The 22250-nt window shown below is 50.0% G+C and carries 21 protein-coding genes and 1 riboswitch; all 21 genes read left to right on the plus strand.

Going from position 1 to position 22250, the window contains the following annotated elements; translation table 11 throughout:
• Positions 1-4: 4 nt before the first annotated feature.
• The 21 genes from def to SLIP_RS04335 all read left to right on the plus strand — a co-directional run bounded on the left by def (position 5) and on the right by SLIP_RS04335 (position 21265).
• Positions 5-466, plus strand: a complete 462-nt coding sequence (def, locus tag SLIP_RS04235) for a peptide deformylase (protein ID WP_013175041.1) — start codon at positions 5-7, stop codon at positions 464-466.
• Between the two features lie 3 nt (positions 467-469).
• Positions 470-1417 (plus strand): methionyl-tRNA formyltransferase, encoded by a 948-nt coding sequence (fmt, locus tag SLIP_RS04240; RefSeq protein ID WP_013175042.1) that lies wholly within the window; start codon positions 470-472, stop codon positions 1415-1417.
• A gap of 32 nt (positions 1418-1449) precedes the next feature.
• A complete protein-coding gene (locus SLIP_RS04245) occupies positions 1450-2199 on the plus strand; it encodes a DUF116 domain-containing protein (protein ID WP_013175043.1) in 750 nt (249 codons plus the stop codon).
• A 16-nt stretch (positions 2200-2215) separates the two neighbouring features.
• Positions 2216-2905 carry a zinc metallopeptidase gene (locus SLIP_RS04250; RefSeq protein ID WP_013175044.1) on the plus strand — a complete coding sequence of 230 codons (690 nt, stop codon included), beginning with the start codon at positions 2216-2218 and terminating at the stop codon, positions 2903-2905.
• Between the two features lie 4 nt (positions 2906-2909).
• Positions 2910-4292, plus strand: coding sequence for a 16S rRNA (cytosine(967)-C(5))-methyltransferase RsmB (gene rsmB, locus SLIP_RS04255; RefSeq protein ID WP_013175045.1), 1383 nt, complete (start codon positions 2910-2912; stop codon positions 4290-4292).
• A complete protein-coding gene (gene rlmN, locus SLIP_RS04260) occupies positions 4289-5404 on the plus strand; it encodes a dual-specificity RNA methyltransferase RlmN (protein WP_013175046.1) in 1116 nt (371 codons plus the stop codon). Before rsmB ends, rlmN begins: the two co-directional genes overlap by 4 nt.
• The gene (locus SLIP_RS04265) at positions 5397-6134 is read left to right on the plus strand and encodes a Stp1/IreP family PP2C-type Ser/Thr phosphatase (RefSeq protein ID WP_083761953.1); all 738 of its coding nucleotides are present in this window, start codon (positions 5397-5399) and stop codon (positions 6132-6134) included. Before rlmN ends, SLIP_RS04265 begins: the two co-directional genes overlap by 8 nt.
• A gap of 21 nt (positions 6135-6155) precedes the next feature.
• Positions 6156-7997, plus strand: coding sequence for a protein kinase domain-containing protein (locus SLIP_RS04270; protein WP_013175048.1), 1842 nt, complete (start codon positions 6156-6158; stop codon positions 7995-7997).
• Positions 7998-8103: 106 nt separating this feature from the next.
• The gene (rsgA, locus tag SLIP_RS04275; protein ID WP_013175049.1) at positions 8104-8985 is read left to right on the plus strand and encodes a ribosome small subunit-dependent GTPase A; all 882 of its coding nucleotides are present in this window, start codon (positions 8104-8106) and stop codon (positions 8983-8985) included.
• Positions 8982-9638 (plus strand): ribulose-phosphate 3-epimerase, encoded by a 657-nt coding sequence (rpe, locus tag SLIP_RS04280; RefSeq protein ID WP_013175050.1) that lies wholly within the window; start codon positions 8982-8984, stop codon positions 9636-9638. Before rsgA ends, rpe begins: the two co-directional genes overlap by 4 nt.
• Before the next feature lie 272 nt (positions 9639-9910).
• A riboswitch (FMN riboswitch) is annotated at positions 9911-10041 on the plus strand.
• Positions 10042-10162: 121 nt separating this feature from the next.
• On the plus strand, positions 10163-11257 hold the full coding sequence (gene ribD, locus SLIP_RS04285; protein WP_013175051.1) for a bifunctional diaminohydroxyphosphoribosylaminopyrimidine deaminase/5-amino-6-(5-phosphoribosylamino)uracil reductase RibD: 1095 nt from the start codon (positions 10163-10165) through the stop codon (positions 11255-11257).
• 47 nt (positions 11258-11304) lie between these two features.
• Positions 11305-11958, plus strand: coding sequence for a riboflavin synthase (locus tag SLIP_RS04290; RefSeq protein ID WP_041432714.1), 654 nt, complete (start codon positions 11305-11307; stop codon positions 11956-11958).
• A gap of 24 nt (positions 11959-11982) precedes the next feature.
• Entirely contained in the window at positions 11983-13179 is a 1197-nt protein-coding gene (locus SLIP_RS04295; protein ID WP_013175053.1) for a bifunctional 3,4-dihydroxy-2-butanone-4-phosphate synthase/GTP cyclohydrolase II, read from the plus strand.
• A 43-nt stretch (positions 13180-13222) separates the two neighbouring features.
• Positions 13223-13684 carry a 6,7-dimethyl-8-ribityllumazine synthase gene (gene ribH / locus SLIP_RS04300; protein ID WP_013175054.1) on the plus strand — a complete coding sequence of 154 codons (462 nt, stop codon included), beginning with the start codon at positions 13223-13225 and terminating at the stop codon, positions 13682-13684.
• Positions 13685-13729: 45 nt separating this feature from the next.
• Positions 13730-14155 (plus strand): MarR family winged helix-turn-helix transcriptional regulator, encoded by a 426-nt coding sequence (locus SLIP_RS04305; RefSeq protein ID WP_013175055.1) that lies wholly within the window; start codon positions 13730-13732, stop codon positions 14153-14155.
• Positions 14156-14283: 128 nt separating this feature from the next.
• Positions 14284-15423 (plus strand): acyl-CoA dehydrogenase, encoded by a 1140-nt coding sequence (locus tag SLIP_RS04310; protein WP_013175056.1) that lies wholly within the window; start codon positions 14284-14286, stop codon positions 15421-15423.
• Positions 15424-15719: 296 nt separating this feature from the next.
• Positions 15720-16484 (plus strand): electron transfer flavoprotein subunit beta/FixA family protein, encoded by a 765-nt coding sequence (locus SLIP_RS04315; protein WP_041432717.1) that lies wholly within the window; start codon positions 15720-15722, stop codon positions 16482-16484.
• A 14-nt stretch (positions 16485-16498) separates the two neighbouring features.
• Entirely contained in the window at positions 16499-17458 is a 960-nt protein-coding gene (locus SLIP_RS04320; protein ID WP_013175058.1) for an electron transfer flavoprotein subunit alpha/FixB family protein, read from the plus strand.
• 13 nt (positions 17459-17471) lie between these two features.
• On the plus strand, positions 17472-18767 hold the full coding sequence (locus SLIP_RS04325; RefSeq protein ID WP_013175059.1) for an FAD-dependent oxidoreductase: 1296 nt from the start codon (positions 17472-17474) through the stop codon (positions 18765-18767).
• Positions 18764-19042, plus strand: a complete 279-nt coding sequence (locus SLIP_RS04330; protein ID WP_148216511.1) for a ferredoxin family protein — start codon at positions 18764-18766, stop codon at positions 19040-19042. Before SLIP_RS04325 ends, SLIP_RS04330 begins: the two co-directional genes overlap by 4 nt.
• A 129-nt stretch (positions 19043-19171) precedes the next feature.
• Entirely contained in the window at positions 19172-21265 is a 2094-nt protein-coding gene (locus SLIP_RS04335; protein ID WP_013175061.1) for a sigma 54-interacting transcriptional regulator, read from the plus strand.
• The last annotated feature ends 985 nt before the right edge of the window (positions 21266-22250 follow it).

The following is a 22250-nucleotide window of genomic DNA, read 5'->3' on the forward strand; positions in this document are numbered from 1 at the left end:
GAAATTGGCCGCTTATCAGATAGTTGTGGTGCCGGATCCTGTATTGAGGGAAAAAGCCCTGCCGGTAACCAGTTTTAATCAAGGCCTAATCAGACTTTTAGAGAACATGAAAGATAGCTTATACGAAGCTGAAGGGGTGGGATTGGCTGCCCCCCAGATCGGGGTTTTGCGCAGGGTTGTCGTTTTCGATGCAGGTGATGGGTTAGTCGAACTTATTAACCCCCGCATTTTGGAAGAGGAAGGGGAAGAAGCGGGCATCGAGGGGTGCCTGAGTATCCCCAACACCAGGGGCTTAGTTAAGAGAGCCAAACGGGTAGTGGTTGAAGCGTTAAACCGTTATGGAGAAAACATCAGGATTGAGGGGGAAGGGTTGGTAGCTCGGGTTATACAACACGAGATCGACCATCTTGATGGGATTTTATTCACCGACCGGGCAGAATGGGTAGAAGGAAACGGGAGGAAGTAAGAGTTGCGTATAGTTTTTATGGGAACTGCTGAGTTTGCCGTTCCCTCCCTGTATAGATTGATAATGGCCGGACATGATGTGGCCTTAGTGGTGACTCAGCCGGATCGTCCCCGGGGACGGGGGAAGAGAGTAGCCTCGTCACCTGTGAAGCTGCTGGCCGAGGAGTTTGGAGTCAGACTTTTTCAGCCTGAACGCATTAAGGACGAAGAATCCATAAAAACCATCAAGTCGTGTGACCCGGACCTCATCGTGGTAGTAGCTTACGGGCAGATTTTGCCATCAAAGCTTTTGTACCATCCCCCGTTTGGTTGTGTCAACCTCCACGGGTCGCTGCTTCCGCGCTATCGAGGGGCGGCTCCTATCCAGCGCGCTATAATGGCAGGCGAAAGGGTAGTAGGGGTTACTACGATGTACATGAACGAGTCAATGGACGGTGGCGATATCATCCTTCAGAAATCCGTCGAGATTTCAGACGATGCCACCTTCGGAGAAGTATACCAGGAACTATCCGAGATCGGCGGAGACCTGCTATTAGAAACCGTGGACCAAATAGGATGGGGGACGGCACCGAGAATACCTCAAGACGATTCGCGGGCCACTTACGCGCCGGTCATCCGGGCAGAAGACGAAGTAATCGATTGGAGACGAGAAGCCCGAGAGATATCTAATCAGATCCGGGCTCTAAATCCTCAACCAGGCGCCTCAACCACATTGGATGGAGTCAGGTTAAAGTTCTTCCGAAGCCGGGTTCTGGAGGATGAAGCTGATGCCTTACCGGGACAGGTAGTTCAGGTTATCGACGAGGAAGGATTCATAGTTCAGACTGGAAAAGGGCAACTGGTGATTTTGGAAGTTCAGAGGGAAGGAAAGAAGCGGTTGCCGGCAAGTGAGTTTATTAAAGGTTATCGGGTTACGCCTGGTTTAATACTAGGTTGTACACGTCAGGGATGAGGGGAAATCCGATTCTCGGAGGGACCACGGACGTGAGGATAAAACGGAGGGTGTATGTCGGCCTTCTGGTCGCTAGTCTTTTCTTGCTAGCAGGGTTGGCAACCGGCGGATGGTACCTGGTTACGCACAGGAGTATAGTTGTAAGCAGGATAATATTGACTGCTGCTTTAATCGCCGGTGGAATCGGATTTATAATAATCGGATGCGGAATTCTTGCTATAGTGTTGACTATCATCAGGTGCCGGTCAATTCCGTCCTTTGATGGAATGATGAGGGCGGCCAATCAGTTGCTCTTCCCTTTGGCTGTTTTTCTGGGAACCCTGGTAGGGATCGGGAGAGAGAAGGTCTGGCAGTCTTTCATAGCCGTCAACAATACTTTGGTTAAGGCTAAGAGTAGTCTGGCATCTCCGTCGCGTTTGATGATCCTGGTTCCGCACTGTCTTCAGGATTCGGAATGTCCTCACAAGATTACGGCCGATGTGAATAACTGTAAGAAATGCGGCAAATGCTGCATAAAAGATCTAATAGAGCTAGCAGAAAAGTACCATGCTGTATTGAAAGTAGCTACTGGCGGAACCCTGGCCCGCAAGTATATATCTGATTTCCGGCCCCAGGCAGTAGTGGCGGTGGCTTGCGAACGCGATTTGTCTTCGGGCATCCAAGATGCTGGGGTTTTGCCGGTTTTGGGCGTTCTTAATTCCAGGCCCAACGGCCCTTGTTTTAATACCAAAGTGGCGATAGAAGAGGTCGAAAATGCTATAAAGACGATTATTAAGATTTGAGAAGGAGGCTGATGAGATGTTTTTCCCGATGGATCCGACTTTTATTTTGCTCATACCAGCCATAATTCTTTCTTTGTACGCCCAGATTAAAATTCAGAGTACTTTTGCCAAGTATTCAAATGTACCCTCATCCAGTCGGCTAACGGGCGCAGAGCTGGCAACCCGGCTGCTGTATGGAGGAGGATTGCGAGGGGTCAGGGTTGACTACGTTCCCGGCACTCTTACCGACCATTATGATCCCAGCCAACAGGTTCTGCGTTTATCTGAACCGGTGTATGCCAGCAGTTCAGTGGCGGCTTTAGGGGTAGCCGCTCATGAAGTGGGGCATGCCCTGCAGCACGGTGAAAGGTATTTGCCTCTGATACTGCGCAATTCCATAGTACCAGTAGCCAACCTGGCTTCTACTGCGGCTTTTCCCTTACTCTTTTTAGGGTTGATCCTGAGGTGGGCAAACCTTATTTGGTTGGGAGCCCTGCTTTTCACCGGGGTTGTTCTTTTTCAAATCATAACTTTGCCTGTAGAGTTGAATGCATCGCGCCGGGCAGTAAATCTGTTGGCTAGAGGTGGTTACCTAGATAGTCGGGAGCTACCGATGGTGAAGAAGGTACTGGGAGCGGCAGCTCTTACTTACGTGGCGGCAGCCCTGATGAGCTTGCTTAACCTGGCCCGGTTTCTGATACTAGCTGGACTGAACCGGGAGGATTGAGGGTTTGGGGGCAAAGACTAGGTATCATCGGGACCCGCGAGAGGTGGCTCTTAATCTTCTGTACCGAGTCGAGCACAAGGGTGCTTACGCCAACCTGGCCGTGGACCGTGAGCTAGACAGGTATGAAGATAATGGGAGTCAGCACGCTTTAGTGACTGAACTGGTAAACGGGACTGTGAGGATGAGAAAGCACCTGGATTGGGTGCTTAATCTCTTTTTGTCCAAGCCGATACAGAAACAGAATCCGTGGCTGCGAGAGATTTTAAGGATGTCGGTTTATCAACTGTTGTTCATGGATAATGTTCCGGAATACGCTGTTGTGAACGAAGCGGTGGGGTTGGCCGGACGCAAGTTAGATAGAGGTTTGTCAGCCGTGGTCAACGGGGTTCTCCGCAACGTCATACGAAATCGAGGCGAGATTCCGTACCCGGATATGTACCAGAATCCCGTAGAGTACCTATCTGTCTATTATTCTCACCCCGAATGGATGGTGGCTCGGTGGGTAGAGAGGTACGGTTTGAAAGGTGCCTGCCAGTTGTTGGAACACAACAACGTCAGGCCTCGGGTCGCACTTAGAACCAACTTACTGAAGGTAGACAGAGAGGAGCTCTTCCGCAGCTTGACAGACGAGGGTTGCCGGTGCACTTTGAGCTGCCTTACGCCTTGGGGGGTATGGGTTGAGGAGACCGGTAAACCTTTGCGGAAACTCCATTCATATAGAGAAGGCTGGTTTTATGTACAGGACGACGCGTCTATGCTTGTTTCTGCGGCTTGTGCTCCCGAGGCAGGGCAGGTGGTTTACGACCTAGCAGCTGGGGTAGGGGGAAAGACCAGTCATCTGGCCGAGCTTATGGGAAACCAAGGAATAATCCGGGCAGTGGAAATACTTCCTAAGAAAGTTGAAATATTAAAAGAAAATATCCGGCGACTAGGGATCACTATCGTCGATATCTGGACGGGAGACGCTTTGGGGCCACTAGCACCAGGATGGGGTGAGGGTGATGTGGTACTGCTCGACGCCCCGTGTTCGGGTTTGGGGGTTTTGAGAAGAAGGTCTGATGCGCGCTGGAGAAAAAGCGAAAAAGATATTACTGTCTTAAGTGAGCTCCAAAAGAGGCTGTTGAAGAGAGGGGCGCAACTAGTAAGACCCGGAGGTGTATTGGTTTACAGTACCTGCACGCTCGAACCGGAAGAGAACGAAGAGGTTATAGACTGGTTCTTGGGAGAAGAGACAGGTTTCGTATTGGATGACCTGTCACAGCCGTTACGGTTTTTTCCTTTTAGCCCGGAAGATGCGAAAGCAGCGTCACGAGGGATGCTGGTTCTATTCCCCCCCCGTTACGGGACAGATGGGATGTTCATAGCCAGGTTAAGAAGGACCAGATGAAGAAGGAACTAATAGGTATGACCAAAACCGATCTGGAGAGTATGGTGAAGAGCCTGGGAGGAGAAGCTTTCCGAAGTCGCCAATTGTACCGTTGGTTGTATAAGAACCTGGTTTTCGAATTTGAAAACATGACCGACCTGCCGCGGGACCTCCGAGACCGGGTTAAGCAGGTAGCATCTATTACTCTACCGGTGGTTGAAAGGGAGAGGATATCGAGAGACGGTACCGTTAAGGTTCTGTTGGGGCTGCAAGATGGGCAACATGTCGAAATGGTTATGATTCCACAAACGAGGGCCGGACGTCACCGCTATACTCTTTGTATCTCCTCACAGGTGGGATGTCCTATCGGCTGTCCGTTTTGTGCGACGGGACGGAGCGGATTTGTCCGGAACCTGGCGGTTAACGAGATCACCGGGCAAGTTCTCCTGGGATTACTCAGGCTGAGAAACTCGAACACCTTCGAAACACAAGGCTCGGCCACAAGATTAACCAACGTGGTATTCATGGGAATGGGAGAACCTTTCTTGAACTACAGCGCGGTTATGAAGTGCATTCGGCTGATGAACGACCCAGATGGTTTGAACATTGGCCAGAGACACATTACTGTTTCGACGGCGGGAGAGGTTCGAGGTATTCGCAGGCTGGCCCAAGAAGGTTTGCAGGTTACTTTGGCCGTCTCTTTGCATTCTGCCCGAGATGAGGTAAGAGACTGGTTGGTGCCCTTGAATCGGAAATATCCCTTGTCAGAGTTAGAGGAGGCTCTCCGATTTTACTGCGGCGTTACCAAAAGAAGAGTTACCCTGGAATATGTTCTGTTGGAGGGAGTTAATACTTCTAGACAAGACGTTGCTAGTCTTATCGACTTTGCCAGGCCTTTGCTCTGCAATGTCAACTTGATTCCATATAACCAGATAGAAAAAGCAGAATTCAGGCGCCCTTCTCCTTCGACTGTTCTTCGATTCCAGCAATGGTTAAAGGAAGCGGGGGTAAACTCGGTCGTGCGCGAGGAGAGAGGCGGCGACATCGAGGGGGCGTGCGGGCAGTTGCGCGCCCGGGTTTGCTTTAAACCGGGCAGGAGAATTACCGGTAAGGGTAGAAAAATTAATGGATAGGAATAATCATGGTAACGGGGCTCGAGGTGTAGTTATGCAAGTGGCGGCGATAAGTGATACTGGTTTAGTACGGGGCAAGAACGAGGACCGGTTTTTGGCAAGGCCGAAGCAAGGGCTTTTTGCGGTGTGCGATGGCATGGGAGGGCACAAGGGAGGAGAGGTAGCAGCTAGCTTGGCTGTGGACGTGATTGATATGGGGTACAGTGAAAGCGAAGACCCGGTTTCGTCTCTTGCAGCTTGTGTTGATACGGCCAATCAGCTTATATTTAGCATTGGTAACCGTGTGCCCGAGTACCAGGGTATGGGTACAACCCTAACAGCCGTACTCGTTCGTGATAATCGTTTGTGGGTAGCCCACATCGGGGACAGCAGCCTTTACTGTTTATCGGGGGGAAGGCTCCAAAAGATAACCCACGACCATACCTTAGCCCAGAAGATGGTGGATCAAGGTTTGATGGCTCCGGCGGAAGGCAAGAAGCATCCGTTCAGCCATATCCTAACCCGGGCTTTGGGAATGGAGGTTTCGGTTGAGGCAGACTATATTTGCAGGACCCTGAAGAAAGGGGATTATATATTACTGGCTACCGATGGTTTGACTGATCTAGTTGAGGATAGGGAAATAGAGGAACTGATTAACCGGTTTGGAATAGAGTCGCATATTCACATGGTAAAAACAGCTCTGCAAAGGGGCGGCCACGACAACATTACCGTGGTATTAGTTAAGGTATAAGCGAATTGGGGGTACTCGGTTTTGACTAAAAGATTACTGCATAACCGATACGAGTTATTAGAGGAAATAGGCGATGGAGGGACGGCCATAGTCTACAAAGCCCGTTGCACATTGCTGGACCGTATCGTAGCGGTGAAGATTCTGAAAGAAGAACTGGCACGTGACCAGGCCTTTGTCCGCAAGTTCAGGAGTGAGGCCCAGGCGGCGGCTCAACTCAGCCATCCTAACATCGTGAACGTATACGATGTGGGGGAAGAAAACGGGTTGCATTTTATCGTAATGGAGTACGTGGAAGGCGTTTCTTTGAAAAAATACTTAGAGGAGCATGGGCCTCTAACGCCACAAGAAGCAGTGAGGATTGCCGTTCTTATTTGCGGTGCTCTGGAACAAGCACACCAGAAAGGGATTGTTCACCGGGATATCAAACCCCACAATATACTCATGACAAGTGACGGTTCTATTAAGGTTGCAGATTTCGGGATAGCCCGGGCTTCAAACAGCAGCACCATAACGTATAGCGGAAACATTATGGGGTCTGTTCATTATATCTCACCCGAGCAGGCCCGAGGGACCGCGGTAGGTGCTACTACTGATATCTATTCTCTAGGATGCCTGATGTACGAAATGCTGACCGGAAAGGTCCCTTTTGACGCGGAGAGTCCGATTACGGTCGCTCTGAAACACATTCATGAAGAACCGGTTCCCCTGAGAGCGATAAACAGTGCCATTCCACCCAAGCTTGAGCGGATTGTGCTCAAAGCCATGGCAAAGGACCCTCATCTGCGCTTTCGAACGGCTACAGAGATGAAGCAGGCCTTGATGAGCCTGTCATATTCGGGTCAACTAATAGAACAGGAAGCTGGAGCCAACCTAGTAGCTGATCCAGCTTTTGGCACCGAAGGGGATGGTGAAATAATGTCTGCCAAGAGAAGGAAAATGAAGCCTATCGGCAAACTAGTGGTATTGGTCGCCTTAATCGGGCTTTTAGCCGGTTTGGTCTACGGGTTACGAGGCCAGTTCTTTGGCAAGGAGGTGGTGGTTCCAAGCGTTGAGGGGTATTCTACCAAGGAAGCATATGAGAAGTTAGCCGAAGTTGGTTTGAAAATGACTAAAGTAGGAGAGGAATATAACGATGAGGTTGAGGCCGGGTGCGTAGTCACCCAGGACCCTGCTCCTGGAAAAAAAGTTAAGGAGGGGCGGGAAGTCAGGGTCATATTAAGCAAAGGCCCGGAGATGGTGCGAGTACCGGACCTTACAGGGTTGGCTATAGCGGATGCCAGATTGGAGCTGACAAATGTGGGGCTGCGGATGGGAAATATCGAGTATGTTTTTGACCAGGAAGTTCCCGAAGGTGTCATTATTTCCCAGGAACCCCGGGCTAACCAGCGCCTAAAGGTTAACGAGAAGGTCGACGTTGCTGTAAGCAAAGGACCGCAACCTAATCAGGTCCAAGTGCCCAGTTTATTAGGTTTGTCCCTCGACGAAGCTAAGAGCCGTTTGGCGGAGAATAAGCTGGTTTTGGGCTCAATCAGCGAACGTGAGAGCTTGGACTATTTCCCTGGTCAAGTCATAGCTCAGACTCCGGGAGCTGGAACCATGGTAACAGAAGGGCAAAGCGTTGATTTGGTAGCAAGCAAAGGCCCCGGTCCTTTGCCCCGGACGGTGCCGCTGACTTTTAGCCTGCCCGAAGACCAAGATTTCTACAAGGTAGTGGTAAAAGTGAACGATGCCAAGGGAGTGCGCGAGGCGGAGAGCAACGTGTACGTTGGAGGGGATGAAGTAAACCTGTCTTTGACCTGCTATGGAAAAGCGATTATCGAAGTGTATCTGGACGGTACGCTTTACAAGAGGTACTCTGCATAAGGGGGTTTGCGGGCGCTGATTTATCCTTTGGGGCGGGGTTCCATGATAATTCTTGGTGCCACTGCCGTCATCAGCGTCAAAAACCTGTCTCAATAAGGGGGAGAGTATGTCGGAGACCCAGCGGGAAGGTCTGGTCGTAAGAAGATACGGCGGTTTTTACTACGTGTTCACCGGCGAGGCTGTTCTAGCCTGTAAGCTTAGAGGAAAGATCAGGGATCAGGTTGTGACCGGGGATCGCGTGGTAATCACAGTCCTGGGAACGGGAACAGGAGTTGTGGAAAAAGTCCTACCCCGTCGCACCGAGTTGGTACGACCTCGTATTGCCAATGTAGATAAGGTATTCATCGTGTTTTCGTGCAATTGTCCGGAACCGAGCTTGGTTTTACTGGACAGGTTGCTGGTTTTGGCAAGCTGTCATGGCCTTTATCCTTACATAGTATTGAACAAATGCGACCTGGATCCTGCACCGCGGGCTGTAGACATTATAGACTACTACCCTCGAGCAGGTTACAAATTGATCCTGACCTCAGCCGTAAACGGCGAAGGTATTGACGAGGTTGTTAAAGAAGTCGAAGGTTCGATATCTGTTTTAGCCGGGCCTTCGGGAGTGGGCAAGTCTAGTCTCTTGAACGCCGTTTTCCCTGACAGATATCTCCCTACTCAAGAAATATCAGAAAAAACGGGACGGGGACGGCATACTACGCGCCATGTTGAACTTTTTTCTTTAGAAAACGGAGGCTGGATAGCGGACACGCCGGGCTTCAGTGTCATGGACCTGCCTCGCATGAAAAGAGAGGATTTGGCCCGGCATTTCATCGAGTTCGAGCCTCTGGCAGCCTACTGCCGGTTTGCCGATTGTTTGCACTATCAAGAGGAAAACTGTGCGGTCAAGGAATCGGTGTCCCGAGGGGAGATCGCTCAGTTCCGCTATCAAAACTATTGTTCTTTCTTAGGAGAGGTTATTGAAGCCGAGAGGTGTTATCGATGATATTGATTGCTCCTTCCATATTATCCGCCAATTTTGCCCATCTCGCGAGGGAAGTCAAGGTTGTCGAAAAAGCTGGAGCGGATTGGCTTCACGTTGACGTGATGGACGGGCACTTTGTACCTAATTTGACCATTGGGCCACAGGTGGTGAAAGATTTGCGCCAGGAAACTGGCCTTTTGTTTGATGTTCATCTGATGATAGACAACCCCGATGATTATGTTCAGGCCTTTTACCAGGCTGGAGCTGACATCATTACCGTCCACGCCGAGGCTAGTGTTCACTTACACCGGACTGTCAGCAATATAAAAAGCTTGGGAATAATGGCAGGGATAGCATTAAACCCGGCCACGCCACTTAACGTGCTGGATTTCATTTTGGGTGAGGTTGACTTGGTTTTGATCATGAGCGTGAATCCGGGCTTCGGAGGACAAGAGTTTATCCAAGAATCAACCCGGAAGATCTCCATGCTGCGTCAAATGTTGAACGAACGTGGCTTAAAGGCATACATCCAGGTAGACGGAGGTATCAACGCCGCGACCGCCGCCCTATGTGTCCAATCTGGGGCCGATGTTCTGGTGGCCGGATCATATATTTTCAAATCGCCTGAACCGGAAAAGGCGATCCTAACTTTAAAAGAGACAGGTAATAGCTAATTTGTTTGTATACATGATAAACTCTCGATAAGGAAGGTGCATTGTAACAGGAGTACCAGCCGTTCTGTAGAATTTCAGGAGGTTGTAGACGGTTTAAAACGTCCGGCCGCAGTGTTGACCATTTCGGGTGCGAGTGTTATCATCTTAACATAAATTTGATTTCACTGCCTAAACCCCTTCGGTTGACGAGTGAAATCACATGTGATTATTCTTTTTATAGTATCTGCGTAAATCAGCGTCTAAATAAGATTTAAATTTAATTAAAAGGATGACCTTTCCTTCGGGGATCGGCGAAATTCCGTACCGGCGGTGTAGGCGAAGAGCCTGTAGCCCGCGAGCCTTCGGGCAGGATCCGGTGAGAGTCCGGAGCCGACAGTGAAAGTCTGGATGGGAGAAGGAAGGATCGGTGGCTTATGCCCATAACAGGTCATAGCCCGCCGGACTTTTGCTTGACCAGAACACCCCGAGGGATTCGAGGTGTTTTTTGTTTTCTATCTAGTGTACTCAGGGGGGTACAGACAGTTGTGAGCATCGATGAGAAGTACATGGGGAGGGCAGTTGAGCTTGCTGTTCAGGCCTTGGGCAGGACCAGTCCTAATCCGGTTGTCGGTGCTGTGGTAGTGCTTGAGGGCGAGGTAGTGGGAGAAGGGTATCACCAGCTGGCGGGAACACCGCATGCAGAGATACACGCGTTAAACCAAGCGGGAGAACGCGCTCGAGGGGCTACTCTTTACGTGACTTTGGAACCGTGCTGTCATTATGGCAAGACTCCTCCTTGTGTAGATGCCATTATCGGCTCCGGCATAAAACGGGTGGTAGTAGCCATTCAAGACCCTAACCCGCAGGTGTCAGGTCAGGGGATAGCCAGGTTGAAAGCAGCTGGAATAGAGGTTGAGGTTGGGGTATTGGAGGAGGAAGCGCGCCGGGCTAACGAATTCTTTTTTAAATTTATCACTACCGGGATGCCGTTTGTCGCTTTAAAGACGGCGATGACTATGGACGGGAAAATAGCCACTAGGACGGGTGATTCGCGTTGGGTCACAGGAGAGAAGGCCAGGCGTTTCGTACACGAGCTAAGAAATATCTACGATGCCGTTTTGGTAGGAGTCGGTACTGTCCTCAAAGATAATCCTATGTTGAACACCCGTTTAGATGTCGCGGGCAAAAGGGATCCGATGCGGGTAATCTTGGATGGGAGGTTGGAAATACCTCTTGACAGTCAAATAGTCTTAACCTCGAACCAGCAGTGTACCCTGGTAGTCACGAGCAGGAAGGCAGATATAGGTAAGATCGCCGTTTTGGAAGACGCGGGGGTTGAGGTACTCCAGCTAGGTGATAAGCCTGACTTCATTCCTTTGGTGCCGGTTTTAGAGGAACTGGCTAGGCTCGGGGTTACCAGTATACTGGTAGAGGGCGGGGGACAAGTAAACGCTTCATTTTTAGAGGCAGGGTTAGTGGACAAGGTGTACTGGTTTATTGCTCCTAAGATCTGCGGGGGCGAGTCAGCTCCGACTCCAGTGAGGGGTACGGGAGTCGAGATGATGGACCAAGCCAGGAAACTTAGGCAATTTGATCTAAGCCGTTTTGATGACGATGTTTTAATTACCGGGTATTTCTAAAAACCAGGCCCAGTAGTGGGTTAAAGGACCAAAAGGAGTGAACTGCTATTTTTACCGGTATCATTGAAGAAGTGGGAACAATAAGAGAAGTGAGAAAAAGCAGTTTTTCGTGTCAACTTGTCATCAAAGCCGAACAGGTCTTGGGAGATGTAAAGTTAGGAGACAGCATAGCCGTTAACGGGGTTTGCCTGACCGTAATCGATTTTGACCGTGACCAGTTCGTGGCTGATGTTATGTTTGAGACTTTGAAAAAGACAACCCTTGGTTACCTGAGGAGCGGGGAAAAAGTCAACCTGGAAAGAGCTTTGCGCCTTTCCGATCGACTGGGTGGCCACATCGTACTGGGACATGTTGATGGAGTTGGAAGGATAAAGGAACAAACCAAAGTCGATATTTCGGTTGTTACGAGGATTAGCGCTTCGCCCGATATCTTGCGTTATGTGATTCCAAGGGGTTCGATTGCGGTAGACGGGATAAGCTTGACGGTGGTGGAGGTGTGGCCTGATAGTTTTAGTGTTTCTCTAATACCTCATACCGCCGAAAAGACGACGCTAGGCTTCAAGAAGCCGGGGGACTATGTGAACCTTGAGGCAGACATAATCGGGAGGTACGTGGAAAGGCTGTCATGTTCGGGAGACAGGAGCTCTAAGGATGGCTCGGTAGATATTGATTTCCTGCGGGAACACGGCTTCGCTACATAGGAGGTAGTAAAGGGGGTTTAGATCATGTTCAATTCAGTCGAAGAGGCTATAGAGGATATCAAGGCCGGGAAAATGCTCATCGTCGTCGATGACGAGGACCGTGAAAATGAAGGCGATCTAGTAATGGCAGCAGAGAAAGTTACTCCTCAGGCTATTAACTTCATGGCCACCTATGGGCGGGGTCTTATCTGTGTGCCGATGAAAGGAGAGCGGTTGGATGAGCTAGACATCAGACAAATGGTTTTTGATAACACCGATAACCACGAAACCGCTTTTACGGTATCAGTTGATTACAAGACTACGAGAACGGGAATTTCCGCTTTTGAGAGGGCAGAAACTATCCAGGCTCTCATTTCACCCCAGGTCAAACCTTCTGATTTCCGGCGCCCTGGCCACGTGTTTCCTCTCCGGTACAAAGAAGGCGGGGTTTTACGGCGGGCTGGACACACGGAGGCCGCTGTGGACCTGGCAGTATTAGCAGGCTTGTATCCGGCCGGGACGATTTGTGAGATAATGAATGACGACGGGACGATGGCGCGAGTTCCTGAATTAATGGAATTTGCGCGGGTTCACGGTTTGAAGATAATTACAATAGCCGATTTGATTCAGTACCGGCGCCGAAAGGAAGTCTTAGTAAGAAGAGTGGAATCAATACGTTTGCCTACCCAGTTTGGGGATTTTACGGCCGTAGCTTACGAGTCCCTGCTGGACGGTAAAGGGCACTTGGCTTTGGTTAAAGGTGAATGGAAAGAAGACGAGCCGATCTTGGTAAGAGTGCATTCCGAGTGTCTTACCGGTGACGTGTTTGCTTCCAAGCGTTGTGACTGTGGGGATCAATTGGCCCGTGCTCTTTCGATGATAGAAGAAGCCGGGAAAGGAGTTCTGTTGTATATGCGCCAGGAAGGACGGGGCATAGGGCTGCTCAACAAGATCCGGGCCTACAAACTTCAGGAAGAGGGGAAAGACACGGTTGAGGCTAATGAGGCTTTAGGCTTTCCGGCGGATTTGCGTGACTACGGAATCGGTGCGCAGATACTGGTAGATTTAGGGGTACGCAAAATGCGTTTGATGACTAACAATCCCAAGAAGATTCATGGATTGGAAGGTTACGGTTTATCAATGGTGGAACGGGTGCCGATTGAGATACAGGTGAAAAAAGAGAATGAACGGTACATGAGGACCAAGAAAGAGAAGATGGGGCACCTTTTAGCTACGATTTAATTTGTTCGCTTATTCATGATATCAAGACTTAGGGGGTTTAAGAGTGGCGAAAGTGTACGAAGGAAAACTGCTGGCTGAAGGGCTTCGTTTTGGCATCGTGGTATCCAGATTCAACGAGTTCATTACCCAGAAACTCTTATCGGGGTGTATCGACGGCCTTACCCGGCATGGGGCTTCGATGGAAAACATAGAGATAGCCTGGGTACCGGGTGCTTTTGAGATGCCCGTGGTTGCCCAGAAGATGGCTAGCAAGGACTACGCCGCTGTGATATGCCTAGGGGCAGTCATCCGGGGAGCAACTCCCCATTTCGAGTACGTGGCGGCTGAGGTAACCAAAGGTATTGCTCAGGTGGGGCTGCGGGCAGGTATTCCAGTTGTTTACGGAGTCATAACCGCTGATACGATTGAACAGGCCATCGAGCGTGCGGGTACAAAGTCAGGCAACAAGGGTTTCGATGCCGCTCTTACTGCCATCGAGATGGCCAACCTTCTCAAAGAGTTGTAAAGAGTGGTACCTGGCTTAACTTTAGTTTTGAAGGGGTTATGGAGAATGGAATTAGAACAGTGCGTGAATTTCGTGCTCACGAAGGCCCAAAATGCCGTTCATCAGCTGTTCAAGGCTGAGCTGGCTCCATATGGGGTCACACCTGGGCAATACGGGGTTTTACGATGTCTCTGGGACCAGAACGGGATGACGGCTAAACAGTTGGCTGATCGTCTCAGTTTAGACGGATCTACGATTACGGGTATCCTTGATCGCATGGAACAAAGGGGTTTGATAGAAAGGCATACCGACCCCAAAGATAGGCGGGCGTTGAAAGTAATGCTGACCGAACACGGGTTGCGGCTTAAGGAGCCGCTTACCAAGGCTATCGAAGAAGCCAACCGCAAGGCGCTGCGGAGTTTCAGCCAAGAACAGGCTCAACTTTTGAAAAAACTCTTAGATGAAATAAGCGAAACCACTACCACAAAATAGTTGGCACACAATTAAATGGTTGACGAAATAGTGGCTTTTAGATAAGATAGAGATTAGGGAGGAAAGGCTGTCAGCCTTTCGATATTAGTCTGGCCATGGGCCAAGAACAGGCGAGAGGAGAGATGGTAATGGAGTTCAGGTTGACGGAAGAGCAGGAACTTATCCGCGCCAACATGAGGGAGTTTTGTCAAAAATATTTAGATCCGATCGCAGCAGAGATCGATGAAAACAGCCGTTATCCCGCAGAAGTTATCGCCAAGCTGGCCGAGGGAGGGTGGATGGGCATGCCTTGGCCGGCAGAGTACGGCGGAGCAGGTCTCGATTTTCTCACCTACACGATGGTCATCGAAGAAATATCCCGTTCATGTGCGGCAACAGGATTTACGGTTTCTTGCCACACTTCACTGGCGAGCGGTCCCATATATTTCTTCGGGACGGAAGAGCAAAAGCAGAAGTATTTGAAACCATTGGCCAAAGGTGAAAAGATAGGGGCTTTCGCCATAACTGAACCCGGGGCCGGAACCGACGTTGGGGCTGCAACCACGACTGCGGTTTTGGATGGTGACGAATACGTAATAAACGGCACCAAGACCTTCACTTCTAATGGACCTGTCGCTGACACCTTCATTATTTTCGCCTGGACTGACAAGTCCCAGGGACCCAAAGGGATGAGCGCTTTTATCGTACCCAAGGAAGCGCCCGGGCTAAAAGTGGGACAACACTTCTTGAAGATGGGGATCCGGGCTTCGCAGACTTCCGAAATAATCCTGAAAGATTGCCGTGTACCGAAGGAGAACCTGCTTGGTAAAGAGGGCGAAGGACTTAAGATCGCAATGGCCAGTTTTGACAATGGCAGGATCGGGATCGCGGCCCAGGCGGTAGGGATCATGCAGGCAGCTTTAGACGAATCCATCAGTTATTCTAAGCAAAGGGTTCAGTTTGGGAAACCCATAGCCAGACACCAGGCCATTCAGTGGATGATAGCAGACATGGCCACCGACTTGGCTGCGGCTAGGTTCCTTACCTATTACGCAGCTTGGTTAAAGGAGCAAGGATTACCGTACTCCAAAGAAGCTGCCATGGCCAAAGTTTTTGCTGCGGAGGCGGCTACGAAACATACTTCCAAGGCAGTTCAGATTCACGGAGGATATGGTTACTGCAAAGGGTTTAAGGTAGAGCGCCTAATGCGCGACGCGAAGATTACGGAGATCTACGAGGGGACTTCTGAAGCCCAGCGCATGGTTATTGCGGGGAACTTATTGCGGTAGTGTGAAAAAAGATAGATACGGGACCAAAGGCCCCTTTGCGGGTCACTACGAACCTGGTTTTGCCTGGTGACAGGAATATCCAAGAGCTTATGGGATGCCTTTGATATGGAGCTTATGACCGGATCAATTCCTGACTGTTCGTAAAGTAAAAGCCAACTGCGGGGATCCCGGGAATCACACTGTTGAAAGCTTTCCATGTCAAAGGCTTTACTGTTCACTGCAAAAACCCCCTCGGTTGGCACGTGGCGTAAATCAGCGTCTAAATCAATTTTTGAAACACAGGAGAGGCGATGTGCATGCCAGATATTATAGTTTGTTACAAATGGGTTATCGACTCAGCCGACATCAAGATAGCTCCCGATTCACGTGAGTTGATACTGGACCGGGTTGACTACCGGATAAGCGATTATGACCGCAACGCAATCGAAGAAGCGGTACGTTTGCAGGAACGGTATGGGGGAACCGTAACGGCGGTAACGGCTGGAACTCCTGCTGCCAAGAAAAGCCTCAAAGACGTTTTGTCGCGCGGACCGGAAAAGGCCTGTTTCGTCTGGGATCCTGCTTTTGCTGAACTGGAACCCTCGCAAACGGCGGCTATCCTAGCTTCTGTAATCAGTTCTCACCTGAAGTATGATCTCATTATATGCGGGGAAGGTTCAGGCGACCTTTATGCCCAGCAGGTGGGGCCGCGTTTAGCCGAGAATCTGGGAATTCCTAGCGCGGCATTTGTTAGCAAGATAACCATAGAAGACGGCCACGTTATAGCGGAACGCAAGGTAGAAGAAGGCATCGAGGTGGTTTCCATGCCACTGCCAGCTCTGGTGACGGTTTTGCCGGAGATAAACACCCCTAGGGTCCCCGGGTTGAAGGATACTTTGGCAGCTGCCAAAAAGCCGGTGCTGGAGATCAAAGGGGCTGACTTAGGGCAATTCAAGCCTTGCCTGCAAACGGTGAAGGTTCTGGGGGCCAAGATGGAACGGCAGGGAGAAAAGTTCGGTGCTGAACCGAGCGAGATCGGCCGGTTCATAGGGGCTCTGTTTAAAGAAGGAGTAATAGCTTAGGGGAGTGACTGCAAATGGCAGGAGTCTGGGTTTTAGCGGAGACAGAAGAGCGTATGTTTGAGCTTTTGGGACTAGGGAAGGAGCTGTCAAAGCAACTGGGCTGCAAGCTTTTTGCCCTGGCATGGGGACAGCAAGACGATGGCCGGAGATATATTGAGCACGGTGCCGACGAGGTAATGTTGATGGATCCCCCTGGCAGCGACCAGCCTTTGATTGCATATGTTCCTGTAATAGCTGAAGAGGCTAGAAACCATGATCCGGACGTGATATTGGTCGCCGCGACGGCTCGGGGCAAAGAGTTGGCTGCTCGGCTGGCAAGTGCTTTGGGGACAGGTCTTGTCAGCGAATGTACTTCTTTCAGGCTGCGGGAAGATGGGAAGACTTTTGACATGGAGAGGATGGTTTTCGGAGGAGCTGCTGTACAAACGGTGACGTGTGTTACTCGCCCGCAGATGGCTACAATTCCTCCAAGGTGTTTCAGCAAAGCCTTACCTGAATCCGGGCGGCAAGGAGAGATACGGGTTTTGCCAGCTCCTCCCTCCTGCCCCGTGCGCGTTGTCGACAAGAAGCCGAGGGCCCAGCAGGCCGGGAACATAGAAGAGGCGAGAGTAGTTATCTGCGTCGGGCGCGGCTTGGAAAAAGAGGAAGACTTAAAGCTGGTTCGGGACCTAGCCGAAGTCGTGGGCGGAGAGATTGCCTGTACCCGTCCATTAGCTGAGGAGTTGAAATGGTTGCCCGAAGAGACGTATGTCGGACTTTCAGGCAAGAAAGTGAAGCCGGATCTGTATGTCGGAGTAGGCGTTTCGGGTCAGGTTCAACATACTACTGGAATCCGCGATGCCAAGATAATATGTGCCATCAACAAAGATGAGAATGCTCCGATTTTTAGCATGGCGGATCTGGGTATCGTCGGGGACCTCTACCAGGTTCTGCCTGAGCTCACTAAACAATTGAGAGAAGCTATTAAGAGATGAGGTGAGATGGGCTGTGGCAGAGGAAAAGTTTACAGCAGTTGTAGTAGGGGCAGGACCTGCGGGAAGTACGGCTGCCTATACGATGGCCAGAGAAGGCCTGGATGTTCTTCTCATTGACCGGGCTGATTCTCCCGGGGCCAAGAACATGTTCGGTGGCCGCATGTATAGTTACGCTCTGAACCGGGTCATTCCTGGGTTTTGGGAAGAGGCGCCTTTAGAAAGACCTGTGGTGCGTGAAGCCATGGTAATTGTAGACGGGGAGCGGGTTGTTACCTTTACCTGCCAGGACGAGAAGTGGTTAAAAGAACCTCATCACTCTTTTACCCTCTTTCGGGCAGAGTTCGATGCTTGGTTGGCTGGCAAAGCGGAAGAGGCTGGTGCCTTGCTGGCATGTGGGATAAGGGTCGACGACGTGCTGATGAAGGACGGGAAAGTGGTAGGGGTCCGAGCAGGAGAAGACGAAATACTTGCGGACGTAGTGATTGCGGCTGATGGAGCTAATTCTCTCATTACAGAAAAAACAGGTTTAAGGAAAAAAGTATTGGCCCGGGAAGTTGCTACCGGGGTTAAACAGGTTATCGAGCTACCACCGGGCGCCATAAACGAGCGGTTTAACCTCGCTGGCGACGGTGGTCAGGCCAGCCTCTATATCGGCGATTGCACGAAAGGAATGACGGGGGGCGGGTTCCTTTATACGAATAAATCGAGTATTTCCCTAGGCTTGGTGATTAAGGCATCGGAACTCCAGGACGATCAGTACAGGATAGTCGACCTCATTGAGGATTTCAAGGTTCATCCGGCAATTGCACCTTTAATCGAGGGAGGAGAAGTGGTGGAGTATTCGGCCCATTTGGTACCGGAGGGCGGGATGTCGATGATGCCTACCCTTGTCTCCGATGGCATCCTGGTGACCGGGGATGCCGCGGGGTTTGTACTCAACCTGGGGTATCAGGTCAGGGGAATGGATCTTGCCATCGCATCGGGGCAGGCGGCAGCTCAGGCTGTGCTAAAAGCCAAGTCTAACAACGATTTTACCAAAGAGGGCCTTAAGGGTTATTTAGATTTTCTGAAACAGAACCTGGTGCTGTCAGAAATGGAGTTCTACAAAGAAGCACCTCACTTTCTGGAAAACAAGAGGTTTTATAAAACTTATCCTTCCCTGATTTCAGCAACTTTTTCGGAAATGTTTACAGTCAATGGGTCTCCTCCGGTTCATCTCTTGGGACGGTTTATGAGCCAGTTGAAGATGAACGGGATCGGCTTAGGAAGACTTGTAGGTGATATATGGAAAGGGGTGCGGGTGTTTTGAAACGCTTAGCTCCAGAACAGTTGCTGGCTATAGACAAGTTTTTAGTAGATGACGAATACCGACACATAGTTTTGGATCGGGACAAGTGCAAGTCATGTCACGGTAGACCGTGTATTTACGCTTGCCCGGCTGGGTTGTACAATCTTAAGGACGGCGAAGTTACTTTCGATTGTGCAGGTTGTTTGGAGTGTGGGACCTGCCGGGTTGTTTGCCCTCAATCGCTGCAGTGGGAATACCCCAGGGGCGGGTTTGGTATCGTTTATCGTTATGGGTAGACACAAAACGCTCGCAAATCAAGGAGGTTAAAGAGTTTTCCCCCGGTGATGGGGGATTTTTTGTTTTTATGGACTTTGAAAAACTGTTAAAATAATAATCAAGGCCGGGAATGGTTGGAGGGATTCCAGGTGAGGGTAAAGGATGTCATGACTACAGATCTGGTGGTAATACGGCCTGAACAGACTATCCGGGAAGTGGCAGGGGTATTATCGGAACCGAGCATCGACAGCCTGCCGGTAGTAGACGAGGCAGGAAGGTTGTTAGGGCTTGTCAGCAAGAGCGATGTTTTGAAAGCTTTTACGAAGAGCCTAGACCCGAATACTCCTGTTAGCGAAATCATGACGGGGAATGAGGTTAAAGTAGCGCACCCCGAAGATGCAGTTGAAGAAGATTCGGCAGAAATCAGTTGTCTGCCTGTAGTGTATAAAGAAAAGCTGGTAGGTGTTTGTACCCGGTCGAATCTGACCAGAGCTGTGATCGAAAAGTTGCAGCATGTTCGGGACGAGCTGTTCACGATTATAAACTCTATCCACAACCCGATAGTCTCGATAGACAATCGGGGAGCGGTTAGGGTCATAAACCGGTCTGCAGAAAAGTTGTTGGGCAAGGGGTCAGATAGGGTCATAGGGAAGAATGTCAGGGCTGTTTTCTTTACTACCAAGTTATTAGAGACCCTTAAGACTGGCAAAACCGAGACTTCTCAAAAGATAAAACTGAACGACAAGTATTTTATTTCCAATCGCACCCCAATAGTCAGAGACGGAAAGATCGTGGGCGCGGTCGCGATTATGCAAGACATTACCGAGTTGGAGGAAGTGTCGAGAGAGCTGCGCAATGTAAAAGAACTGAATTCGGAACTAGATGCGATAATCCAGTCTTCATTTGACGGGTTATTTGTTACTGACAGCGAAGGCCGAGTGGTTCGGGTGAACCGGGCATACGAACGCATAACCGGTTTGAACGAGAAGGACTTGTTAGGCAAGACCATGGAGGATATGATAGAAGAAGGCATGTTTTCTAATTCTGCATCCTTGTTGGTTCTTGAGAAAAAAGAACCGGTGACTATCATCCAGGAAAACCGGAATGGTAAAGTAACGCTGGTAACCGGTAACCCTGTGTTTGACGACAGCGGAGAGATTTTTCGGGTGGTAACCAATGTAAGGGATATAACTGAGCTCAACCCATTGAAACAGGAACTGGAACAGGCCCGCGGTTTGACCAGGCATTACGAGCATCAACTGCAGCAGTTGCGTATAGTGTATTCTGGCGGAAAGCTCGTTGTTAACTCGGATAAAATGCGGGCTCTTGTAGATTTGGTCATGCGTTTGGCCCAGGTTGATTCCACCATATTGATTCAAGGGGAATCCGGAGTCGGAAAAGAGCTGATAGCCGAGACTATCCATAACAACAGCCCGCGTAAAGACGGGCCGTTCATTAAGGTTAACTGCGGCGCCATTCCCGAAAATCTTCTGGAGTCAGAGCTTTTTGGTTATGAGGATGGCGCGTTTACCGGAGCACGCAAGGAAGGGAAAATAGGCCTGTTTGAACTGGCAGCCGGGGGTACCCTATTCCTAGATGAGATCAGCGAATTGCCGCTGAATCTTCAAGTCAAGCTGTTGCGAACAATTCAGGAAAAAGAGGTCACTCGAGTGGGCGGGGCGCACCCTATCAAGGTGGATATACGAATTATTGCCGGTAGCAACCGGGACTTGGCTGCCATGGTCAAGGCGAAAAAATTCAGAGAGGACCTGTATTACCGCCTCAATGTGGTGCCGGTTTACGTTCCGCCTCTGAGGGAGAGAAAAGAGGAGATACCGGCTTTAGTGGCTCACTTTTTAAATAGGTTTAACGAGCAGTATAATTTGAACAAGAACGTAGCACCGGCAGTGGTAGACGTGTTCATGGGCTACGATTGGCCTGGGAATGTCAGAGAATTGGAGAATCTGATTGAGAGATTAGTAGTAATAACCCCCGGAGACGTGATTACGACGGATGAATTGCCTCCCTATTTACTCAGTAAGCCTTCCGACATCAGCGTGCGGGTATCGGTTGCAGATGTTGTACCTCTCAAGCATGCGATCGAGAGTGTGGAGAGACAGATACTAGAGAAAGCCTTTTCCAGGTTTAAAAGCACCCGCCGGGTAGCGAAGGAACTGGGAGTCAATCAATCCACCGTGGTTCGAAAAGCAGCCAAGTATAATATAGCTATTTTGGACAGGTGATGCTACGGCGCATCGAACGATGCAAATGAGCATCATTCGATGCCTGCCATTGCCCCGTCTTTTTGAATAATCCGTCTAAGCTAGTATCCTGCCTACTGATGCGTTTCTGCATCGAATTTCCGCTTACATGCACTGCATTTTTATTTTGTCAAAATTTTTGTCAAGTCTTCTTAATGCATTCTGTTAAAGAAGCTTGGAATGCATATTTATACATAGACTGCAAAAAGGACCATGGAGGCATAAGTTTTGCAAATTATACAGAGGCGGAGGTTGATGGCCTTCGAAGCCCCTGGGGGCCCAAGGCTTGTTTTTACGAGGGCCGGGGCAAATATGGGATGGGGAGGTGAGCTAAGGCTTAGAATTCCGGATTGACGGGGATCAGTCAGGGGGATTCAGGGGGATGTTAGCAATTAGAGGGACAAGACTAATATAATAATGATCATTTGTAACGTATAAATGTCGTGGTTTGCGTAAGGCTTAGTTGTAATGATTTTATGATGGCGGGGGATAGGGTCAAGTACAGTACGGTTAAGAGAAGAAAGGAAAAGAGACAATTATAACTAGGAATATAGGGAGATCAAGAAAAGGCATAGATGACGTGCCTTGTGGAGACGACGGGCCTTACAAGCTTCGTAATCAACGGGAGTCGGAACTACCTCCGAGGGCGGCAACGGAGGCCCGGCCTATGTGTAAGTGAAGGATTCAAAGCGTTGAATCCAGGTTCATGGTGGTTAGAGGGACGGGGTGAAGGAAGTGGGTCTATGGTCGTCGGTAGTACGGGTTTTGTGCGGAAAGCAGGGAGGAGTACGGCGCAGGCGACATCTACGTAACTACTTTCACCTTCTTGCATTACCAACAGACCATAGAGATGCTGGGGGATGTTGTCTTTATTATCACAGATGAATAAAGAGATAAAGTGATGAGAATGGAGGAGTTTTGGGCTGTGGCTCGTAGTGGCTGGGTTGGGAGGGTGTGTAGGACGGGA

The organism is Syntrophothermus lipocalidus DSM 12680, from assembly GCF_000092405.1.
Taxonomy (GTDB): Bacteria; Bacillota; Syntrophomonadia; order Syntrophomonadales; family Syntrophothermaceae; genus Syntrophothermus; species Syntrophothermus lipocalidus.

Bases quoted from the DNA above. Each gene is read 5' to 3' on its own strand.
- SLIP_RS04310 (WP_013175056.1), top strand. From the start codon at position 14,284: ATGGAGTTCAGGTTGACGGAAGAGCAGGAACTTATCCGCGCCAACATG.
- SLIP_RS04250 (WP_013175044.1), top strand. From the start codon at position 2,216: ATGTTTTTCCCGATGGATCCGACTTTTATTTTGCTCATACCAGCCATA.
- rlmN (WP_013175046.1), top strand. From the start codon at position 4,289: ATGAAGAAGGAACTAATAGGTATGACCAAAACCGATCTGGAGAGTATG.
- SLIP_RS04305 (WP_013175055.1), top strand. From the start codon at position 13,730: ATGGAATTAGAACAGTGCGTGAATTTCGTGCTCACGAAGGCCCAAAAT.
- SLIP_RS04295 (WP_013175053.1), top strand. From the start codon at position 11,983: ATGTTCAATTCAGTCGAAGAGGCTATAGAGGATATCAAGGCCGGGAAA.
- rsgA (WP_013175049.1), top strand. From the start codon at position 8,104: ATGTCGGAGACCCAGCGGGAAGGTCTGGTCGTAAGAAGATACGGCGGT.
- SLIP_RS04315 (WP_041432717.1), top strand. From the start codon at position 15,720: ATGCCAGATATTATAGTTTGTTACAAATGGGTTATCGACTCAGCCGAC.
- rpe (WP_013175050.1), top strand. From the start codon at position 8,982: ATGATATTGATTGCTCCTTCCATATTATCCGCCAATTTTGCCCATCTC.
- SLIP_RS04265 (WP_083761953.1), top strand. From the start codon at position 5,397: ATGGATAGGAATAATCATGGTAACGGGGCTCGAGGTGTAGTTATGCAA.
- SLIP_RS04320 (WP_013175058.1), top strand. From the start codon at position 16,499: ATGGCAGGAGTCTGGGTTTTAGCGGAGACAGAAGAGCGTATGTTTGAG.